The 15,868-nt window shown below is 41.7% G+C and carries 16 protein-coding genes; 9 read left to right on the top strand and 7 right to left on the bottom strand.

Annotated features, from left to right (window positions below; all coding sequences use genetic code 11):
- Positions 1-219 (bottom strand): hypothetical protein (locus C6W18_RS20255; protein WP_223251624.1); only part of this gene is annotated, 219 nt, incomplete at its 3' end.
- A 20-nt stretch (positions 220-239) separates the two neighbouring features.
- Between C6W18_RS20255 and C6W18_RS20250 the strand changes: the two genes are divergently transcribed.
- The gene (locus tag C6W18_RS20250; protein WP_223251623.1) at positions 240-1,004 is read left to right on the top strand and encodes a BclA C-terminal domain-containing protein; all 765 of its coding nucleotides are present in this window, start codon (positions 240-242) and stop codon (positions 1,002-1,004) included.
- A 233-nt stretch (positions 1,005-1,237) separates the two neighbouring features.
- Here C6W18_RS20250 and rpsD read toward each other — a convergent pair whose 3' ends face one another.
- Together rpsD and C6W18_RS05080 are read right to left on the bottom strand one after the other, a co-directional pair.
- Entirely contained in the window at positions 1,238-1,840 is a 603-nt protein-coding gene (gene rpsD / locus C6W18_RS05090) for a 30S ribosomal protein S4 (protein WP_034321074.1), read from the bottom strand.
- Between the two features lie 310 nt (positions 1,841-2,150).
- On the bottom strand, positions 2,151-2,648 hold the full coding sequence (locus C6W18_RS05080; protein ID WP_105926342.1) for a GAF domain-containing protein: 498 nt from the start codon (positions 2,646-2,648) through the stop codon (positions 2,151-2,153).
- Between the two features lie 126 nt (positions 2,649-2,774).
- Here C6W18_RS05080 and refZ point away from each other — a divergent pair, with 126 nt between their 5' ends.
- Entirely contained in the window at positions 2,775-3,440 is a 666-nt protein-coding gene (gene refZ, locus C6W18_RS05075; RefSeq protein ID WP_105926340.1) for a forespore capture DNA-binding protein RefZ, read from the top strand.
- On the opposite strand, the gene hisJ is transcribed toward refZ, so the two are convergent.
- Positions 3,410-4,225 carry a histidinol-phosphatase HisJ gene (hisJ, locus tag C6W18_RS05070; RefSeq protein ID WP_105926338.1) on the bottom strand — a complete coding sequence of 272 codons (816 nt, stop codon included), beginning with the start codon at positions 4,223-4,225 and terminating at the stop codon, positions 3,410-3,412. The genes refZ and hisJ overlap by 31 nt on opposite strands.
- 338 nt (positions 4,226-4,563) lie before the next feature.
- On the opposite strand from hisJ, the gene ezrA reads away from it, so the two are divergent.
- Positions 4,564-6,267 (top strand): septation ring formation regulator EzrA, encoded by a 1,704-nt coding sequence (gene ezrA, locus C6W18_RS05065; protein ID WP_105926336.1) that lies wholly within the window; start codon positions 4,564-4,566, stop codon positions 6,265-6,267.
- Between the two features lie 41 nt (positions 6,268-6,308).
- On the opposite strand, the gene brnQ (C6W18_RS05060) is transcribed toward ezrA, so the two are convergent.
- Both brnQ (C6W18_RS05060) and brnQ (C6W18_RS05055) read right to left on the bottom strand, forming a co-directional pair.
- Positions 6,309-7,652: a branched-chain amino acid transport system II carrier protein gene (gene brnQ, locus C6W18_RS05060; RefSeq protein ID WP_034321059.1), complete on the bottom strand. Its 1,344-nt coding sequence runs from the start codon at positions 7,650-7,652 to the stop codon at positions 6,309-6,311.
- Positions 7,653-7,852: 200 nt separating this feature from the next.
- Positions 7,853-9,196 carry a branched-chain amino acid transport system II carrier protein gene (brnQ, locus tag C6W18_RS05055; RefSeq protein ID WP_105926334.1) on the bottom strand — a complete coding sequence of 448 codons (1,344 nt, stop codon included), beginning with the start codon at positions 9,194-9,196 and terminating at the stop codon, positions 7,853-7,855.
- 200 nt (positions 9,197-9,396) lie between these two features.
- Here brnQ (C6W18_RS05055) and C6W18_RS05050 point away from each other — a divergent pair, with 200 nt between their 5' ends.
- The 5 genes from C6W18_RS05050 (at position 9,397) to C6W18_RS05030 (ending at position 14,606) form a co-directional block, all read left to right on the top strand.
- Entirely contained in the window at positions 9,397-10,539 is a 1,143-nt protein-coding gene (locus C6W18_RS05050) for a cysteine desulfurase family protein (protein ID WP_105926332.1), read from the top strand.
- Positions 10,540-10,543: 4 nt separating this feature from the next.
- A complete protein-coding gene (thiI, locus tag C6W18_RS05045) occupies positions 10,544-11,749 on the top strand; it encodes a tRNA uracil 4-sulfurtransferase ThiI (RefSeq protein ID WP_105926330.1) in 1,206 nt (401 codons plus the stop codon).
- A gap of 89 nt (positions 11,750-11,838) precedes the next feature.
- A complete protein-coding gene (locus tag C6W18_RS05040) occupies positions 11,839-12,051 on the top strand; it encodes an alpha/beta-type small acid-soluble spore protein (protein ID WP_003216385.1) in 213 nt (70 codons plus the stop codon).
- Positions 12,052-12,276: 225 nt separating this feature from the next.
- Positions 12,277-13,854 (top strand): acyl-CoA synthetase MbcS, encoded by a 1,578-nt coding sequence (mbcS, locus tag C6W18_RS05035; protein WP_034321046.1) that lies wholly within the window; start codon positions 12,277-12,279, stop codon positions 13,852-13,854.
- Between the two features lie 137 nt (positions 13,855-13,991).
- On the top strand, positions 13,992-14,606 hold the full coding sequence (locus tag C6W18_RS05030) for a LysE/ArgO family amino acid transporter (RefSeq protein ID WP_105926328.1): 615 nt from the start codon (positions 13,992-13,994) through the stop codon (positions 14,604-14,606).
- Between the two features lie 120 nt (positions 14,607-14,726).
- On the opposite strand, the gene C6W18_RS05025 is transcribed toward C6W18_RS05030, so the two are convergent.
- Positions 14,727-15,158: a MarR family winged helix-turn-helix transcriptional regulator gene (locus tag C6W18_RS05025; protein WP_034321043.1), complete on the bottom strand. Its 432-nt coding sequence runs from the start codon at positions 15,156-15,158 to the stop codon at positions 14,727-14,729.
- Positions 15,159-15,275: 117 nt separating this feature from the next.
- Between C6W18_RS05025 and C6W18_RS05020 the strand changes: the two genes are divergently transcribed.
- Positions 15,276-15,863, top strand: coding sequence for an NAD(P)H-dependent oxidoreductase (locus C6W18_RS05020; protein ID WP_105926326.1), 588 nt, complete (start codon positions 15,276-15,278; stop codon positions 15,861-15,863).
- Positions 15,864-15,868 lie beyond the last annotated feature (5 nt).

Genomic DNA, 15,868 nt, shown 5'->3' with positions numbered 1-15,868 from the left:
TACAGGAGCAACCGGTGCAACCGGTGCCACAGGAGATACAGGAGCGACCGGTGCAACAGGAGCCACAGGAGATACAGGAGCAACCGGTCCAACCGGTGCCACAGGAGATACAGGAGCAACCGGTGCAACAGGAGCCACAGGAGATACGGGAGCGACAGGAGCGACCGGTCCAACAGGTGCCACAGGAGATACAGGAGCAACCGGTCCAACAGGTGCCACAGGAGATACAGGAGCAACCGGTGCAACCGGTCAACCGGTCAACAGGAGCCACAGGAGATACAGGAGCGACGGGAGCGACCGGTCCAACAGGTGCCACAGGAGATACGGGAGCAACAGGAGCAACAGGAGCAACAGGTGCAACAGGAGATACGGGAGCAACAGGGGCTACAGGAGATACGGGAGCAACAGGGGCTACAGGAGATACGGGAGCAACAGGGGCTACAGGAGATACAGGAGCAACAGGAGCAACAGGGGCTACAGGAGCAACCGGTCCAACCGGAGATACAGGAGCAACCGGAGCAACCGGTCCAACAGGTGCCACAGGAGATACGGGAGCAACAGGAGCAACAGGAGCGACTGGTGCAACCGGAGCAGGGCTAGCTGAATTTGCATATGTATACAATCTAAGTGCTGAAACAGTAGCTTTAGAAGCCCCAGTGATTTTTGACTCAACTGGAATTATTACTGCTGGTATTACTCATGCCCCTGGAACTTCTCAAATTATAGTCACCAATCCAGGAAACTACGAGGTTACTTTTTCAGTTTCTGGCGTCGAGCCAAATCAATTCACCTTATTTGTAAATGGAGGTCCTGTGACGAACACAGTTTATGGTTCAGGAGCTGGTACTCAACAGAATAACGGTCAGGCAATCCTTGCTCTAGCAGCGGGTGACACGCTTACTCTTGTAAACCATACTTCCGCAGCAGCAGTGACTCTTCAAACTCTAGCAGGAGGAACCCAAACAAACGTGAACGCTTCTATTATTATTAAAAAATTAGACTAACTTAAATGTGTAGAGATGCTTATAGAAGCACTCAAAAGGAGTTTTTCATTTGAAGAACTTTTTCAGCCGCTTCTTGGAAGCCTTGCCCGGTGCTCGTCTCGTGCATGATTTGTTTTCCAATATATGTTTTAAAGTCATTTGTTCATAGGAGAAAGCAAACAAAAAACCCTAGAAATCCTTGAATGATCAAGGACTCTAGGGTTTTTTTGTTCAAACTTTGCAGGGTAATGAAATTAACGAGAGTAGAATTCAACGATTAGTTGTTCGCTGATTTCAGGCGCTAATTCAGAACGCTCTGGAAGACGAGTGAAAGTACCTTCAAGCTTTTCAGCATCGAAAGAAAGGTATTCAGGAACGAAGTTGTTTACTTCAACTGATTCTTTCACAACTGTTAGGTTTTGAGATTTCTCACGAAGAGCAATCGTTTGACCTGGTTTTACAGAGAAAGATGGGATGTCTACACGGCTTCCATCAACAAGGATGTGACCATGGTTCACTAGCTGACGAGCTTGGCGACGAGTACGAGCAAGGCCAAGACGGTATACTAGGTTGTCAAGGCGAGTTTCAAGAAGGATCATGAAGTTTTCACCTTGTTTACCAGGAATTTTAGCAGCTCTGTCAAATAGTGTACGGAATTGACGTTCGTTGACACCATACATGTGACGAAGCTTTTGCTTCTCCTGTAATTGTAAACCATATTCAGATAGTTTTTTGCGTTGTCCTGGACCATGTGGGCCTGGAGCGTAAGGGCGTTTTTCAAGTTCCTTACCTGTTCCGCTTAATGAAATGCCTAAACGGCGGGAAATCTTCCAACTTGGACCTGTATAGCGAGCCATAATGTGACTCCTCCTTATTGTTTTTATTTGTGAAAAATAAAAACCGTCTGTTCTTCCTCTTTTTCGTCATTATGTTTTCATGCATCCTCGCTCCAGCAGCAGGGAGTTACAAGATGCACCTCCAAATAGAAGGAACAAAATGATACAAAAAAGCCGAACAAAAAGGCTGCCATATTTCACACAAAGTCTATTATATGACGCTGAATATAAGAAGTCAACCTATTTAGAGGGAGAAGATCAGGCATGGCGACTGTCCCCACAGATGAGAAAAAGAAAAAAGCAGACAATCAGTCTGCTTTTTCGGGCATCATTATGCATCGGTAGAGGCTGACAAAGCATTCTGCAGGACCTCTGTAAATTGAACTAAGTACGTCTCATCCACTTCACTAAAACGATCTTTTACTGGGCTGTCAATGTCGAGTACTCCAATGATTTGGCCATTCACCCTGAGCGGAATGACAATCTCAGATTGCGATGCAGCATCACATGCAATATGGCCAGGGAACGCATGAACATCTGCGATACGCTGCACATCACCTGATGCAAAGGCTGTACCGCATACGCCTTTTCCAGATGGGATGCGTACACATGCAGGCAGTCCGTTAAACGGTCCAAGCACAAGCTCGCCGTCTTTTGCCAAATAAAACCCTGCCCAGTTCACTTCAGGGAGTGAGTGATACAATAACGCCGCAGCATTCGCCAAATTGGCGATAAGATCATGTTCACCATCTGTAATGGCTTCTACTTGTTTGACAAGCAATTGATAGTCTTTCGATGAGTCGCCAGACTGTTTTTCGACATGAAACATGAAAATCTCCTACTTTCTATCTCAAAAATACATAACTTGCGTCTCGCATGTGGGATTTGTCGAGCAAATGTAAAAGGAACTTCCGCCTTCAGCTTGAAGTATGTACATATGAAGAGGAGTGAGCGGATGAAAACATCAACAACAGTGCAAACAAAAGACCGTATTATTGATGCTGCCGTCAGACTTTTTAACCAAAAAGGATTTTCTGGAACCTCTGTCCGTGAGATTGCGAAGGAAGCAAATGTCAACGTTGCTCATATATCTTATTACTTTCAAGGAAAAGGAGGGCTGCTAGAGCAGCTCGTATCCGATTTTTATGAAGGCTACATTCACATGATTGAAACACAAGTTCATCACATGGAGACCCGTCACGCAAAAGAGTGTTTACTTCATATAGTTTTTGATATTTTATCTTATCAACATGAACACCGTCAATTAACCCGTTTCGTTTATCGAGAGGTGACGATTGATTCGACGCTCATCAGAGAAATCATGTCAACGTATTTAACAAAGGAAAAATATTTGTTTCAGCTCATGATTGAAAAAGGAAAAAGAACCCATGTGATTTGTGAGCAGCTCTCACTCTCATCATTTATGATTCAGCTAAAATCACTTCTGATGATGCCATATTTGCAGCCGCAATATTTAACAGAGGTGCTTTATTTGAACCCAAACGAACCGTACTTTTATCAGATGTACTTTAAGGAACTGAGCCGCTCGCTTCATCATTTGCTAGAACCCAAAGAGCCGAAATTAGATACTCATCTGAAACTCATGATGTCTTCAAATTGATCATAGGCATACCCGAGATCTTCCGCTTGATGGGCATCAGACCCGAATATGAGCGGAATTTTTTTCTGTTTTGCAAGATCAATCATCCATTGATCTAAATAGATACTTCTGGCATATGTTTTACGAAGACCCGATGTATTAAAATCTAAGGACATACCTTTTTTTTCCGTTTCTTCAAGACAAAGGGCGACCCTTTGACAGAGTTCAGGCGACATCTCATATGGGAAAAGCTGTTTGAATTTCTGGACAAGGGTGATATGACCGATTCTCTTTGGCTTATAGTCGCCTAAAGATGATAGAATAGAAGAATGAATTTGCTCATAGTAGCATTGATAGACCTGTTCGATGCTGCCATAGATGTTCAACAGCTGCTGGAATGCATGTTCATCAAAATCAAGACAAATATATTCATCGCCAGCAGGAAGAAAGTGAACAGACAAAATGCCGTCATCTAGTTTGGGGCCGTAGCAGTCTAAAAAGGCACTTGTTTCCTCTTCATACTCTTTGATATAGTCAACCTCAAGCCCAGTTTTTACTATTAATTGTCCTTTGTACTCTAGTTTCAGCTGATCCAGCTTCGTTAAATATGCTTCAAGGTCTTGGAGCTTCATGGCACTATCCTGCTCAGGCGTTGGATCTCGAAACGAAGGAGGCAGCGGGGCATGCTCGGTAAAGGTGATGGAATCAAATCCCTTTTTTATGGCTTTTTCAATATAAGAATGAAAAGGATCAAGCGAGCCGTGCGGGCAAAACGGTGTATGTAGATGTGCATCTTGTTTCAGCATGTCGTCACCTCTTGTCGATATTTTGAAAAACGTGATGTTTATCAGCGAAAATAATGAAAAATCATGACCAAAAATGCTGGTTACATGGTATCATAATAACAATGAAAACGACAGCTTCCGCATACATAAAAGCAGGTCACATCGATACGTGTGATCAAATGATAGAAAGCGTTCAAACACTTTCTTGGAAAAACATACATAAAACCGTGAATGGATGGTATTGGAAAACATACGATCCTGCTATAAAAACAAATGCAAAGCGGACACGAAAGGGTTCTCAGGTCTACTCGGGACACATTTACCCTGACATCACTTAGATCACAACAAGGGGGCTCATTATGGAGTTAATCATCGGTTTAATTGTCATTTTGCTTGCTTTGTTTTCAGTCGGTTATTTTTTGCGAAAAAATATATATAAAGAGATTGACCGATTGGAAGCATGGAAAATTGAAATTTTAAACAGATCAATTGTAGAAGAAATTTCAAAAATCAAACATTTAAAAATGACCGGAGAAACAGAGCAATTTTTTGAAAGATGGCGTGCGGAGTGGGACGATATCGTCACAGCCCATCTTCCAAAGGTAGAGGAGCTATTATATGATGCAGAAGAGTATTCTGATAAATATCGATTCTCCAAAGCCAAGCAAGTTCTTGCACATATTGGGGATTTGCTGACTGCTGCTGATTCGAATATTGAAGACATTTTAAAAGAGATTGCAGACCTTGTCACAAGTGAAGAACAAAACCGAAAAGACATTGAAAAGGTCAAAGAGCAATACCAAACGGTTCGAAAAAATCTGCTTGCGTACAGCCATTTATATGGCACCCTTTATGACAAAATGGAGCAGGACTTAGATGAGGCCTGGGAAGGGATCAAGCAGTATGAAGAAGAGACAGAAAACGGGAACTACATGAAAGCAAGAAAAATTTTGCTTGAGCAAGACCGCAGACTCGATCAGCTTCAAATGTATATTAATGATGTACCGAAGCTTATTGCGGACTGCAAACAAACCGTACCAGGTCAGCTGACTAAGCTGAAAGACGGTTATAAAGAAATGACAGACAAAGGCTACAAGTTAGAGCACATCCAGATGACAAAAGAGCTGGAGAACTTAAATAAACAGCTGACCCGTGCGGAGAAGCTGCTCATTGATGAACTCAACTTAGATGAGGCGTCAAGCATCCTGCAAATGATCGACGACGCGATTCAGACGCTGTATGATCAGCTGGAAGCAGAAGTAGAAGCAGGCCAGGAAATCAAAAACAAAATGCCTGAGCTTACGGAAGCATTTGAAAAGCTTGAACAAGATCACACGCAAACAAAGGCAGAGACGGCTCTTGTGAAAGAAAGCTATAAGCTGACAGCCGGAGAGCTTGATCAACAGAAAGCATTCGAAAAGCGCTTAGAAGAAATCGAAAAGCTCATGAAGCAAATACGCGAGAAGCTTGATCGTGATCATGTGGCGTATTCATTATTAATGGATGAAATCAATCAGCTGGAGACCTTTATCGAGGATGCAAAAGCATTGCATGAAACGTTTAAAGACCATCTTCAATCATTAAGAAAAGAAGAATTACAAGCGAGAGAAACACTGGCTGAACTCAAAACAATGCTCACAGATACAGTGCGCCAACTGCATAAAAGCAACATTCCAGGCGTACCCGCTGACATCAAAGACCGTGCTGAAAAAGCGCAGGAGATGATTCAGCAAGTTCACGAGCAGCTGGAGAATCTGCCTCTAAACATGCCGGCAGTGAATCAACAATTAAAAGAAGCCTCTGAAACAGTGAAGAGTGTCACTCATGAGACACAAGAGATGCTCAGTAAAGTGGATCAAATTGAACGGATCATTCAATATGGGAATCGTTTCAGAAGTCAAAATCATATCTTATCAGAGCAATTAAAAGAGGCAGAACGAAGATTTTATGCCTACGATTATAACGGTTCTTTTGATGTGGCAGCATCGGCTGTTGAAAAAGCATCACCTGGCTCCGTGCAGAAGCTTTTAGCTCAGCAAGAAAAAGAATATCAGCACCAATAAAAAAGCTGAAGTCCATTAACAGGACTTCAGCTTTTTTCATGCTATGATGCTTGTTTCTGACGTTCTTCTGAAGCAGAAGAAGTGAAAAGAGAGATCACGAATCCAATCACGACTCCGAGTATAGCAGGCACAATCCAGCCGATGCCAAGGTCATATAAAGGTAATATCGTGTGAAAGATATCCGTCACTGGACCAATCGGGAGTTTCGCTGCTGCTAAACCGTCAAACAAACTGACGCAGCCTGTTAAAATTAAAGAGAGTACATAAACAGGCCTTCTATGTCCAAGCCATTTATCTGCAAGTGATAGAACAATGATCACAATCGCTAGCGGGTAAATCGCAGTTAACACCGGTACAGAGAAAGCGATAATATGAGCAAGTCCAAAATTTGAAATGATGAAACTGAATAATGTCACGAGTGTCACGACTGTTTTATAAGAAAGTTTAGGTAATAATTTCGAGAAATACTCCCCGCAGGATGTGACAAGACCAATACTTGTTGTTAAACACGCCACTGTAATCGCAGCGCCTAACACAATATTTCCTAGACTGCCGAAAAGGAATTGAGAAGACTGAGCCAAGATTTTACTGCCATCTCCAACAAAACCAATTGCGTGTGTACTTGAAGCGCCTAAATAAGCAAGCGATAGATAAACAAAAGTTAATCCGCACGCTGCAATTAGACCAGCTTTGATACAAGCAGAAGCGAGTGCTTTCTTACTTGTCACACCACGTCCTTTAATGGCGTTGATAACAACAACCCCAAACACAATAGAAGCAAGAGCGTCCATTGTTTTATAGCCCTCTAGAAATCCTTTAAAAAATGATCCGTTGCTATAGGATGCATCAGGATTGCCAATTACGCCCATCGGCGTCAAAATCGCTTTGACAATAATGATTAAAATAATCGTAAATTTAATCGGTGTTAACACTTTCCCTACACGATCCACAATTTTCGTTGGATTTAGAGCAAGGTAATACGTAATACCGAAAAAGGCAAGTGTGAATAAAAGAAGTGAGAGCCAAGCTGGTACACCCGCTAAAAAGGGTAATGCGCCAATCTCATATGAGACTGTTCCTGTACGAGGAATAGCGAAAAGCGGCCCAATGGATAAATATAAAATGACTGTAAAGGCTGTTCCAAAAACTGGGTGTGCTTTATCCGCAAGTCCCTTTGCGTCACGCCCTGTTAAAGCGATCGCTATAATCCCAAGAAGGGGTAAACCGACACCTGTTAATAAAAAACCGCCCATTGCTTTCCACACATTTTGCCCAGCATATTGCCCAAGTTCTGGTGGATAAATCATATTACCGGCGCCGAAGAATAGAGCAAATAGCATAAATCCTATAATAACCGTATCTTTCGTCGACAAAGTTGCCTTCATTGAATATAAAGCCTCCAATATTATGTTGAAATATTCTGTTAATTAGTTGCTAAAACCGTTCTGCATTAACATTCACTAATTATAAAGGATGTACGCCTGATGTCAACATGTGTTTTCGTACAAAAGTCATGAATTTTTCTATTTTAGTATATGGAGAACAATAAAAAAACATCCCCTGGTGAAGGGGATGTTGAAGATCATTATGAAGCGAGTTGTTTTGGTGGGCTGGTAAACATTGAAATGAGTACACCAATACATGCGCCAATAATCGCTGGAATGACCCAGCCAATACCTAAATTGTAAAACGGAATAAATGAATCTAAGATGTCAGGCAAACCACCGAGATTGATTTTAGCAGCCAATAAGCCGTCGATGATGGCAAAAAATCCAGTGAAGATCAGGGGTACGACATAAATGACTCGTCTACCGTTAATCCAGCGGTCAAGGAACGACATTAAAATAATAACAATTGCCAGTGGATATATCGCCACAAGTACAGGGACTGATAGAGAGATAATTTGTGCCAGTCCAAGGTTTGCAACGAATGTGCTAAATAAAGAAACAATGAGAATGACTGTACGATAAGAAAGTGATGGGAAAAGCTTTGAAAAATATTCGCCACAAGATGAGACAAGTCCAATACTTGTTGTTAGACAAGCGAATAAAATGGCTGCGCCAAGTACAATGTTACCTGCAGAACCGAATAAAAAGTTAGCAGATAGTGAAAGTAGTTTGCCACCTTCATTTGCCCCAACCATTCCGGTTGCATCGGGACTTGAAGCACCGACATAAGCAAGTGAGATATATACTAGTGCCAGTCCAGCTGCTGCAACAAGACCAGCTTTTATGCAGGCTGCCGCAAGAGATTTGCGCTCTGTGATACCTCTTTCTTTAACAGCTGTCACAACAACGATTCCAAATACGAGAGAAGCGAGAGCATCCATTGTTTTATAGCCCTCTAAAAACCCAGTGAAGAGAGGGCTTGTTTCATAAGTTGAATCAGGCGCACCAATGATTCCCATCGGTGTAGCAATGGCTTTAAACACAATAATCGCAATGACCGTTAATAAGATTGGTGTCAACACTTTGCCGATTCGATCAACCAGTTTTGAAGGATTCAAAGCGAGCAAATATGTAATCGTGAAAAACACAAGGGTGAATAAGAATAACGGTATCCATGAAGAGGATTGTGCTTTTGACAGAAACGGTGCTAATCCAATCTCGTAAGAAACCGTACCTGTTCGAGGGATAGCAAAAAACGGTCCTATGGATAAATATAGAATGACAGTGAAAATGGTTCCAAAAATAGGATGAGCTTTATCCGCAAGCCCTTTTGCACCGGTACCTGTAAGGGCGATCGCAATAACCCCTAGAAGCGGCAGACCGACTCCTGTTAGTAAAAATCCACCGATAGCAAGCCATACATTCTCACCCGCATATTGTCCAAGGACTGGTGGGAAAATCATATTTCCTGCGCCAAAGAATAATGCAAAAAGCATTAAACCAATGGCTAATGTCTCTTTTATACTTAAACTATTTTTCAAAATAGTTCCTCCTCAATCAGTGTATTGTGCCAAATTTAAATATTCTGACAATTTAGGTGGTTATGTGACAATTGCACTATGGATGATATTATGAAAATAAAAAGTTGTCAACTGCCGTTTTCAGAAAATTCTCTGTCTGACATCAATATGGTAACATATAAATGCATTTATTTTTAAAGTTTTTTGTAAGGAGTCCAGGTATGATTTATCTTGATAATAGTGCAACAACAAAACCGTACCCTGAGGTTTTACAAGTATATCAACAAGTGAGTGAACGTTTTTTTGGAAATCCGTCCTCGCTTCATCAGCTCGGGATTGATGCAAGCAGGCTGCTAAATGAAACGCGAAAACAAATGCTTCACTATACAGGCTTTAAACAATATGAGATTATTTTCACTTCTGGCGCAACAGAAGCGAATAACATCGCCATTAAAGGGGCTGCTCTCGCCAAGATGAATCGGGGCAAACACATTGTGACAACAACAATTGAGCATCCCTCTGTCATCGAATCGTTTGAACAGCTGAAAGCTTTATTTGGCTTTGATATCTCTTATATTCAAGTAAATGAGCATGGCCATGTAGATTTAACTCAATTAAAAGAAGTACTTCGCCCTGATACAGTGCTTGTCAGTATGATGCATGTGAACAATGAAACAGGTGCCATCCAGCCAATTGAAGAAGCGGCTGGCATCATTCGTGAGCATGCAAAAGACGCACTCTTTCATGTCGACGGGGTGCAGGGCATTGGCAAGGTATCCCTCAATAAACACGTCGATGTTGATCTTTTGACGATGTCAGGTCACAAGATTCATGGCTTGAAAGGGACGGGTGCTCTCTTTTTAAAAAAAGGTACAGAGCTTGCACCTTTCATCACAGGAGGAGAGCAGGAATTTGGTCTCCGTTCAGGTACTGAAAACCCTGCTGGAGCTGTCAGCTTAGCAAAAGCCATGAAACAATCAATTGCACATGCTGAAAAGCATCATGATGAAATGCTGGCGCTGAAAACTCAGCTGCAAAAGCAGCTTGGAGAAATAGAAGGTGTTGTCCTCAACACACCGCTGACGCAAAGTGCGCCGCACATTGTGAATTTTTCAGTGCCAGGTATTCAAATCGAAGTCCTACTCCATATGCTAGAAAAAGAAGGCATTTACGTATCCACAACATCTGCCTGCTCAGCCAAGAAAAAAGAGCCAAGCCGTGTGCTGCTAGCTATGGGTAAAGCAGAAGAAGTGGCCAAAAGCAGTATGAGAATCAGTTTGACGTATGGACAAGGACCAGAGCTTACGAAGCGTATCATCACATCTATCGCACAAAGTGTAAAAAAACTAAAAGGAATGAGATAACAGCATGAAATATGATCATATTTTAGTCCGTTTTGGTGAGATCTCAACAAAAGGGAAAAATAGAAAGAAATTTATTGAAAAACTAAGACAGCATATTCGGTTCGGATTGAAAGATTTTGAAGCATTAAAGTACGCATCTGACAGAGACCGTATCACCATCATGCTGAACGGAGAAGACCCTGAACCGATTTCAGAGCACCTCAAAAGTGTATTTGGGATTCAGAGCTTTAGTCTTGCGGTAAAATGTGAAACGAATCTGGACGCAATCAAAGAAGCGGCGCTAACGGCAGTGCAGGAAGTGTACGAAAAAGGGAATACATTTAAAGTCTCAACGAAGCGCTCATACAAACAATTTGACCTTGATTCAAATGAGATGAACCGCGAAATTGGCGGACATGTTCTTAAGAATACGGAAAACTTAACGGTTAATGTGAAACAGCCAGATGTTCATTTGCGAATTGAAATCAGAGAACATGCGACGTATATTACATTTAAAGATGTAAAGGGTGCAGGAGGTTTGCCAGTCGGTTCAAGCGGAAGAGCGATGCTCATGCTTTCAGGCGGCTTTGACAGCCCAGTTGCCGGCTATCAGGCCATGAAACGCGGAATTCAAATTGAAGCTGTTCATTTCTTTAGTCCCCCGTATACAAGTGAACGTGCCAAGCAAAAGGTCATTGATCTTGCAAAATGTTTAGCCGCATATGGAGGCGAAGTGAAGCTGCACATTGTTCCTTTCACCAAAATCCAAGAGTTGATTCACAAACAAGTACCTGAAAACTATACAATGACATCAACGAGAAGAATGATGCTGAAAATAGCAGATAAAATAAGAGCGAAGCGAGATGCACTTGCGATTATTACCGGTGAAAGCCTTGGCCAAGTCGCAAGCCAGACGCTTGAAAGTATGTATGCCATTAATCATGTCACAAATACGCCAATCATTCGCCCGCTGATTGCTGTTGATAAAAATGACATTATTGATGAAGCGAGACGAATTGGCACATATGATACAAGCATTCAGCCTTTTGAGGATTGCTGTACAATCTTTACGCCGCCGTCGCCTAAAACTAAACCAAAGCTTGAAAAAGTAGAACGCTACGAAAGCTTTGCTGATTTCGAGCCAATGCTTGACGAGGCAGTTGAGCAAATCGAAACCATCATTGTCACAAATGAAAAGAAAGCGGCAGACGAATTCGCTGATTTATTTTAAAGAAAAAATTTCATAATAATTACCATAAAATTGATCGCATGAAGTCATGTGTTTCTACACATTCTATATTCACAAGGAGGTGAGAACACATGGCTCAACAAAATAGACAAAGCAGTTCTAATCAATTAGTCGTTCCAGGCGCTGCACAAGCGATCGACCAAATGAAGTATGAAATCGCTTCAGAATTTGGTGTAAACCTTGGACCAGAAACAACAGCTCGCGCTAACGGATCAGTTGGTGGAGAAATCACTAAACGTCTTGTATCTTACGCTCAACAACATATGGGTGGCGGATCTTTCTAAGACACACAATTGAAAAGCTATGGCTTATGAGCGGGATTATTCCCGCTCTTTTCTTTTTGTACATATAAATTGTTAGAATATTTTTAAAAAAGAGGACGAATGGAGAAAATTATGGCATAATACTAGGAGTAGGTCCTAATTCAAGCATTTTTCAGTTATGAATGTTAGAATAGGTAAATTGAAACATGAATGGTTTCATAGAAAGAGGCAAAAAGGAGCTGTACCATGAAAAGAGAAGACTTAATTGCACCAGAACAATATAACTTAGTCAGCGAGATTGAAGCATTCAGTCATAACCGCGAAAAAATGGCTCTGCACTGGCAGGACGGAAATGGCGGAGAAGCGCATGTGACTTATGCAGCATTAGTGGAAGATGCCAATAAAATCGGTCATGTGTTGTTAGATGCAGGCTTTAAAAAAGGCGATAAAATCATTGTGATGGTGCCACGCATGCTAGAGGCATACAGCATTTATTTGGCTATTTTGAAAACAGGGATGGTCGTCATTCCTTGTTCAGAAATGCTTCGTGCGAAGGACTTAGATTATCGAATTGAACATGCGGAAGCAAAGGGAGCGATTGTTTACGCGTCATTCATTCAATCGTTTGAGGGAACGAATCAGCCAAATGATTTTAAAACATTCTCGATTGGTGAAAACGATCATGGCTGGACAAACATTCTAGCGCAAAAGGATCAGCAGTCAAGCGAGCTGCAAATGGCTCAAACAGAACGGACAGACATGGCGTTTTTATCCTATACATCAGGCACAACAGGTAACCCAAAAGGGGTTGTGCATACACACGGCTGGGCGTATGCACATTTACGCACAGCTGCTAAAGCATGGCTCGCTATTAATGAAGGAGATAAAGTATGGGCAACAGCAGGACCAGGCTGGCAAAAATGGGTGTGGAGTCCTCTCTTATCTGTTTTAGGAAGTGGAGCGGAAGGCTTTGTATACGGAGGAAAGTTTAATCCAAATACGTACTTAGAATTGCTTCAAAAAAATGAAATCAATGTCCTATGCTGTACACCAACAGAATATCGGTTTATGGCCAAAGTTGATGACTTGAGTCAGTACGAGCTGCCGAAGCTTCATAGTGCTGTTTCTGCGGGAGAGCCGCTGAACCGTGAAGTCATTGATACATTCAAAAACCATTTCGATATAGAAGTACGAGATGGGTACGGCCAAACAGAAAGTACTCTGCTAGTAGGGGTCCTAAAAGGAATGGACATCAAGGCTGGCAGTATGGGAAAACCAACCCCTGGCAACGAAGTGGACATCATTGATGAGGACGGCAACGTATGCGCTCCAGGAGAAGTGGGTGATATTGCTGTTCATCTTGAAACGCCGGCTCTATTTAAGGAATACTATAAAGATGAAGAGCGTACAAAGGCGCAGCGCCGTGGAAAGTACTTTATCACGGGTGACCGTGCGAAAAAAGACGAAGATGGGTACTTCTGGTTTGAAAGCCGCAGAGATGACATCATTGTCAGCTCAGGCTATACCATTGGACCGTTTGAAGTGGAAGATGCACTGATCAAGCATCCAGCAGTGAAGGAATGTGCGGTTGTGGCGAGCCCAGATGAAATCAGAGGGTCCATCGTCAAAGCATACGTTGTTCTTCGTGATGGCACTGCGCAAAGTGATGAACTGATCAAAGAACTGCAAACACATGTAAAAAACACAACAGCACCGTACAAATACCCAAGAGAAATCGAATTCATTGACGAGCTGCCAAAAACACCGTCAGCGAAAATTCGCCGTGTAGAGCTGAGAGAAAGAGAGCTTGCACGAAAAGGATAATCAAGGATGAAACGACAAGCGTTGGATGAAAAGCATCCAGCGCTTTTTTTGTAGGACAAATCAAATTCGTAGAAAGCTTTCATATTGTTCTATGTTAAAATGTGTAGGAATTGCTTGAAAAAGGAGAATGTTTGAAGATGTCCATTGCTATCATTCATGGAATTGTGCTTGCCTTTGGTCTTATATTACCTTTGGGAGCTCAAAATGTATTTGTATTTCAACAAGGGGCGCTTCAGCCTCGCTTGTATCGAGTATTACCTGTCGTCATCACAGCGGCTCTTTGTGATACACTTTTGATTGCTTTAGCGGTCATCGGTGTTTCGGTTGTGGTGTTAACCATTCCTATGCTCCAAATTGGTCTTTATATCATTGGGTTTTGTTTTTTACTTTATATGGGCTGGTCGGTGTGGAACACAAGCTCAGCATCAGGTGATAAAAAGAAGACAGACATGATGCCTGCTAGAAAACAAATCGTTTTTGCCTGTTCAGTTTCACTTTTAAACCCTCACGCGATTCTCGATACAATAGGTGTCATAGGAACGAATTCTCTCCAATATAGCGGTACTGAAAAAATGGCGTTTACACTGGCCTGTATCATTGTCTCGTGGTTGTGGTTTATCGGGCTTGCTCTTTTAGGGAAAATGTTAGGGAAGTTAGATACAAACGGCAAGTGGATGAATCGTATCAATAAAGCTTCGGCGATCATGATCTGGCTGGTCGCGTTATATATCGCGTATCAGCTTGTTGGTTAAAGGGTACATGGAGAATACATTAAAGAAGCGTTTGGGCGTAAAAATCTAGACGCCTTTGTGCAATTTGGAAGTTTAGCAACCCAATCCTTGCATGAGCGATACGCTCATGCTTTTTCATGTTCATTTTTTAAAAATCGTTTGATTCAATAGGCGGAGAGCTTGTACGATGTCATCCATTTGTTCTATGTCTGAGGGAGATAGGCTGCCAATTAGCATCGATTCAATATGCTGGAATGCTTCGTTCATACAGGCTCGGCCTTTTTCAGAAAGCATAATCACATGCTTTCGTTTGTCAGCTTGATCTTCTTGTCTATCGATGAATTGCTTTTCGTGAAGTTTCTTTAGTTCTCTGCTGACATTTGGTAGAGACATGTGATGACAATCAGCAATTTCACTAGGTGTAAGCGGCTCACTGACAGCTAGCTGCTCTAGAATCAAATATTGTAAGGTTGTTAATTCAGATGGTTTGACTTTGCTCATCAGGTCATGTTTTCGCTCAGAAAAAGTAGAAGCAAATGCTACGAACTCCTTGAAGAAATGTGGATTTTTCATGATTTTCACCTCCTACGTAACATACCAAATTTATTATCAAAAAACAATTATCATTTGACAACTATATAGATTGGGTATATTATTTGGTTATCAAATGATAACTAAAGGAGACAAAACATGAATGTACTCATTATTTATACTCATCCTCATCACAATAGTTTAAATGGTGCTTTTTTGAAAGAAATCGTCAAAGGTAGTGAAGAAAATCCAAAGGTTCATGAAGTGAGGATTATTGATTTATATCAAGAAGAATTTGATCCTGTTCTTATTTTTAATGAAGAGAAAAAAAGGCGTGATATGCATAAGGATCCTGACATTCAGGTGTATCAGGAAAAGATCAAATGGGCAGATAAAATCGTGTTTGTTTATCCGATTTGGTGGGGGCGGCCGCCAGCCATGCTGCTTGGCTTTATCGATCGCATGTTTGCTGCGAATTTCGCCTATCGTCAAACAGGCGGGCTGCTTCCAAAAGGGCTGTTAAAAGGAAAAAGCGCCGTTTGTGTATCGACTATGCAAGGGCCGACAAATTATCCATTCTTCTTTTTGCAAAATGCCCACAAGATGTTAATGAAACGAGCTCTTTTACAATATGTCGGGATCAAACCTGTGAAATTCTTTGAATTTGGCATGATGGAAAGTCCAAAAGGAAAACATGACGTCAAGTTAAACCGGATATACAACTATTTTCGAAAAATGAGCTCGTAAAACAC

This window comes from Bacillus sp. LLTC93 (genome assembly GCF_002993125.1).
In the GTDB taxonomy this organism is placed as follows: domain Bacteria; phylum Bacillota; class Bacilli; order Bacillales; family Bacillaceae; genus Bacillus; species Bacillus zhangzhouensis.
This window is presented reverse-complemented; position numbering and strand designations above follow the sequence as displayed.

Coding starts and splice junctions, on each gene's coding strand:
- C6W18_RS05025 (WP_034321043.1), bottom strand. CDS start 15,158: ATGAAAAATCCACATTTCTTCAAGGAGTTCGTAGCATTTGCTTCTACT.
- rpsD (WP_034321074.1), bottom strand. CDS start 1,840: ATGGCTCGCTATACAGGTCCAAGTTGGAAGATTTCCCGCCGTTTAGGC.
- C6W18_RS05080 (WP_105926342.1), bottom strand. CDS start 2,648: ATGTTTCATGTCGAAAAACAGTCTGGCGACTCATCGAAAGACTATCAA.
- brnQ (WP_034321059.1), bottom strand. CDS start 7,652: ATGAAGGCAACTTTGTCGACGAAAGATACGGTTATTATAGGATTTATG.
- C6W18_RS05020 (WP_105926326.1), top strand. CDS start 15,276: ATGAATGTACTCATTATTTATACTCATCCTCATCACAATAGTTTAAAT.
- hisJ (WP_105926338.1), bottom strand. CDS start 4,225: ATGCTGAAACAAGATGCACATCTACATACACCGTTTTGCCCGCACGGC.
- C6W18_RS05050 (WP_105926332.1), top strand. CDS start 9,397: ATGATTTATCTTGATAATAGTGCAACAACAAAACCGTACCCTGAGGTT.
- ezrA (WP_105926336.1), top strand. CDS start 4,564: ATGGAGTTAATCATCGGTTTAATTGTCATTTTGCTTGCTTTGTTTTCA.
- C6W18_RS05040 (WP_003216385.1), top strand. CDS start 11,839: ATGGCTCAACAAAATAGACAAAGCAGTTCTAATCAATTAGTCGTTCCA.
- thiI (WP_105926330.1), top strand. CDS start 10,544: ATGAAATATGATCATATTTTAGTCCGTTTTGGTGAGATCTCAACAAAA.
- C6W18_RS05030 (WP_105926328.1), top strand. CDS start 13,992: ATGTCCATTGCTATCATTCATGGAATTGTGCTTGCCTTTGGTCTTATA.
- refZ (WP_105926340.1), top strand. CDS start 2,775: ATGAAAACATCAACAACAGTGCAAACAAAAGACCGTATTATTGATGCT.
- mbcS (WP_034321046.1), top strand. CDS start 12,277: ATGAAAAGAGAAGACTTAATTGCACCAGAACAATATAACTTAGTCAGC.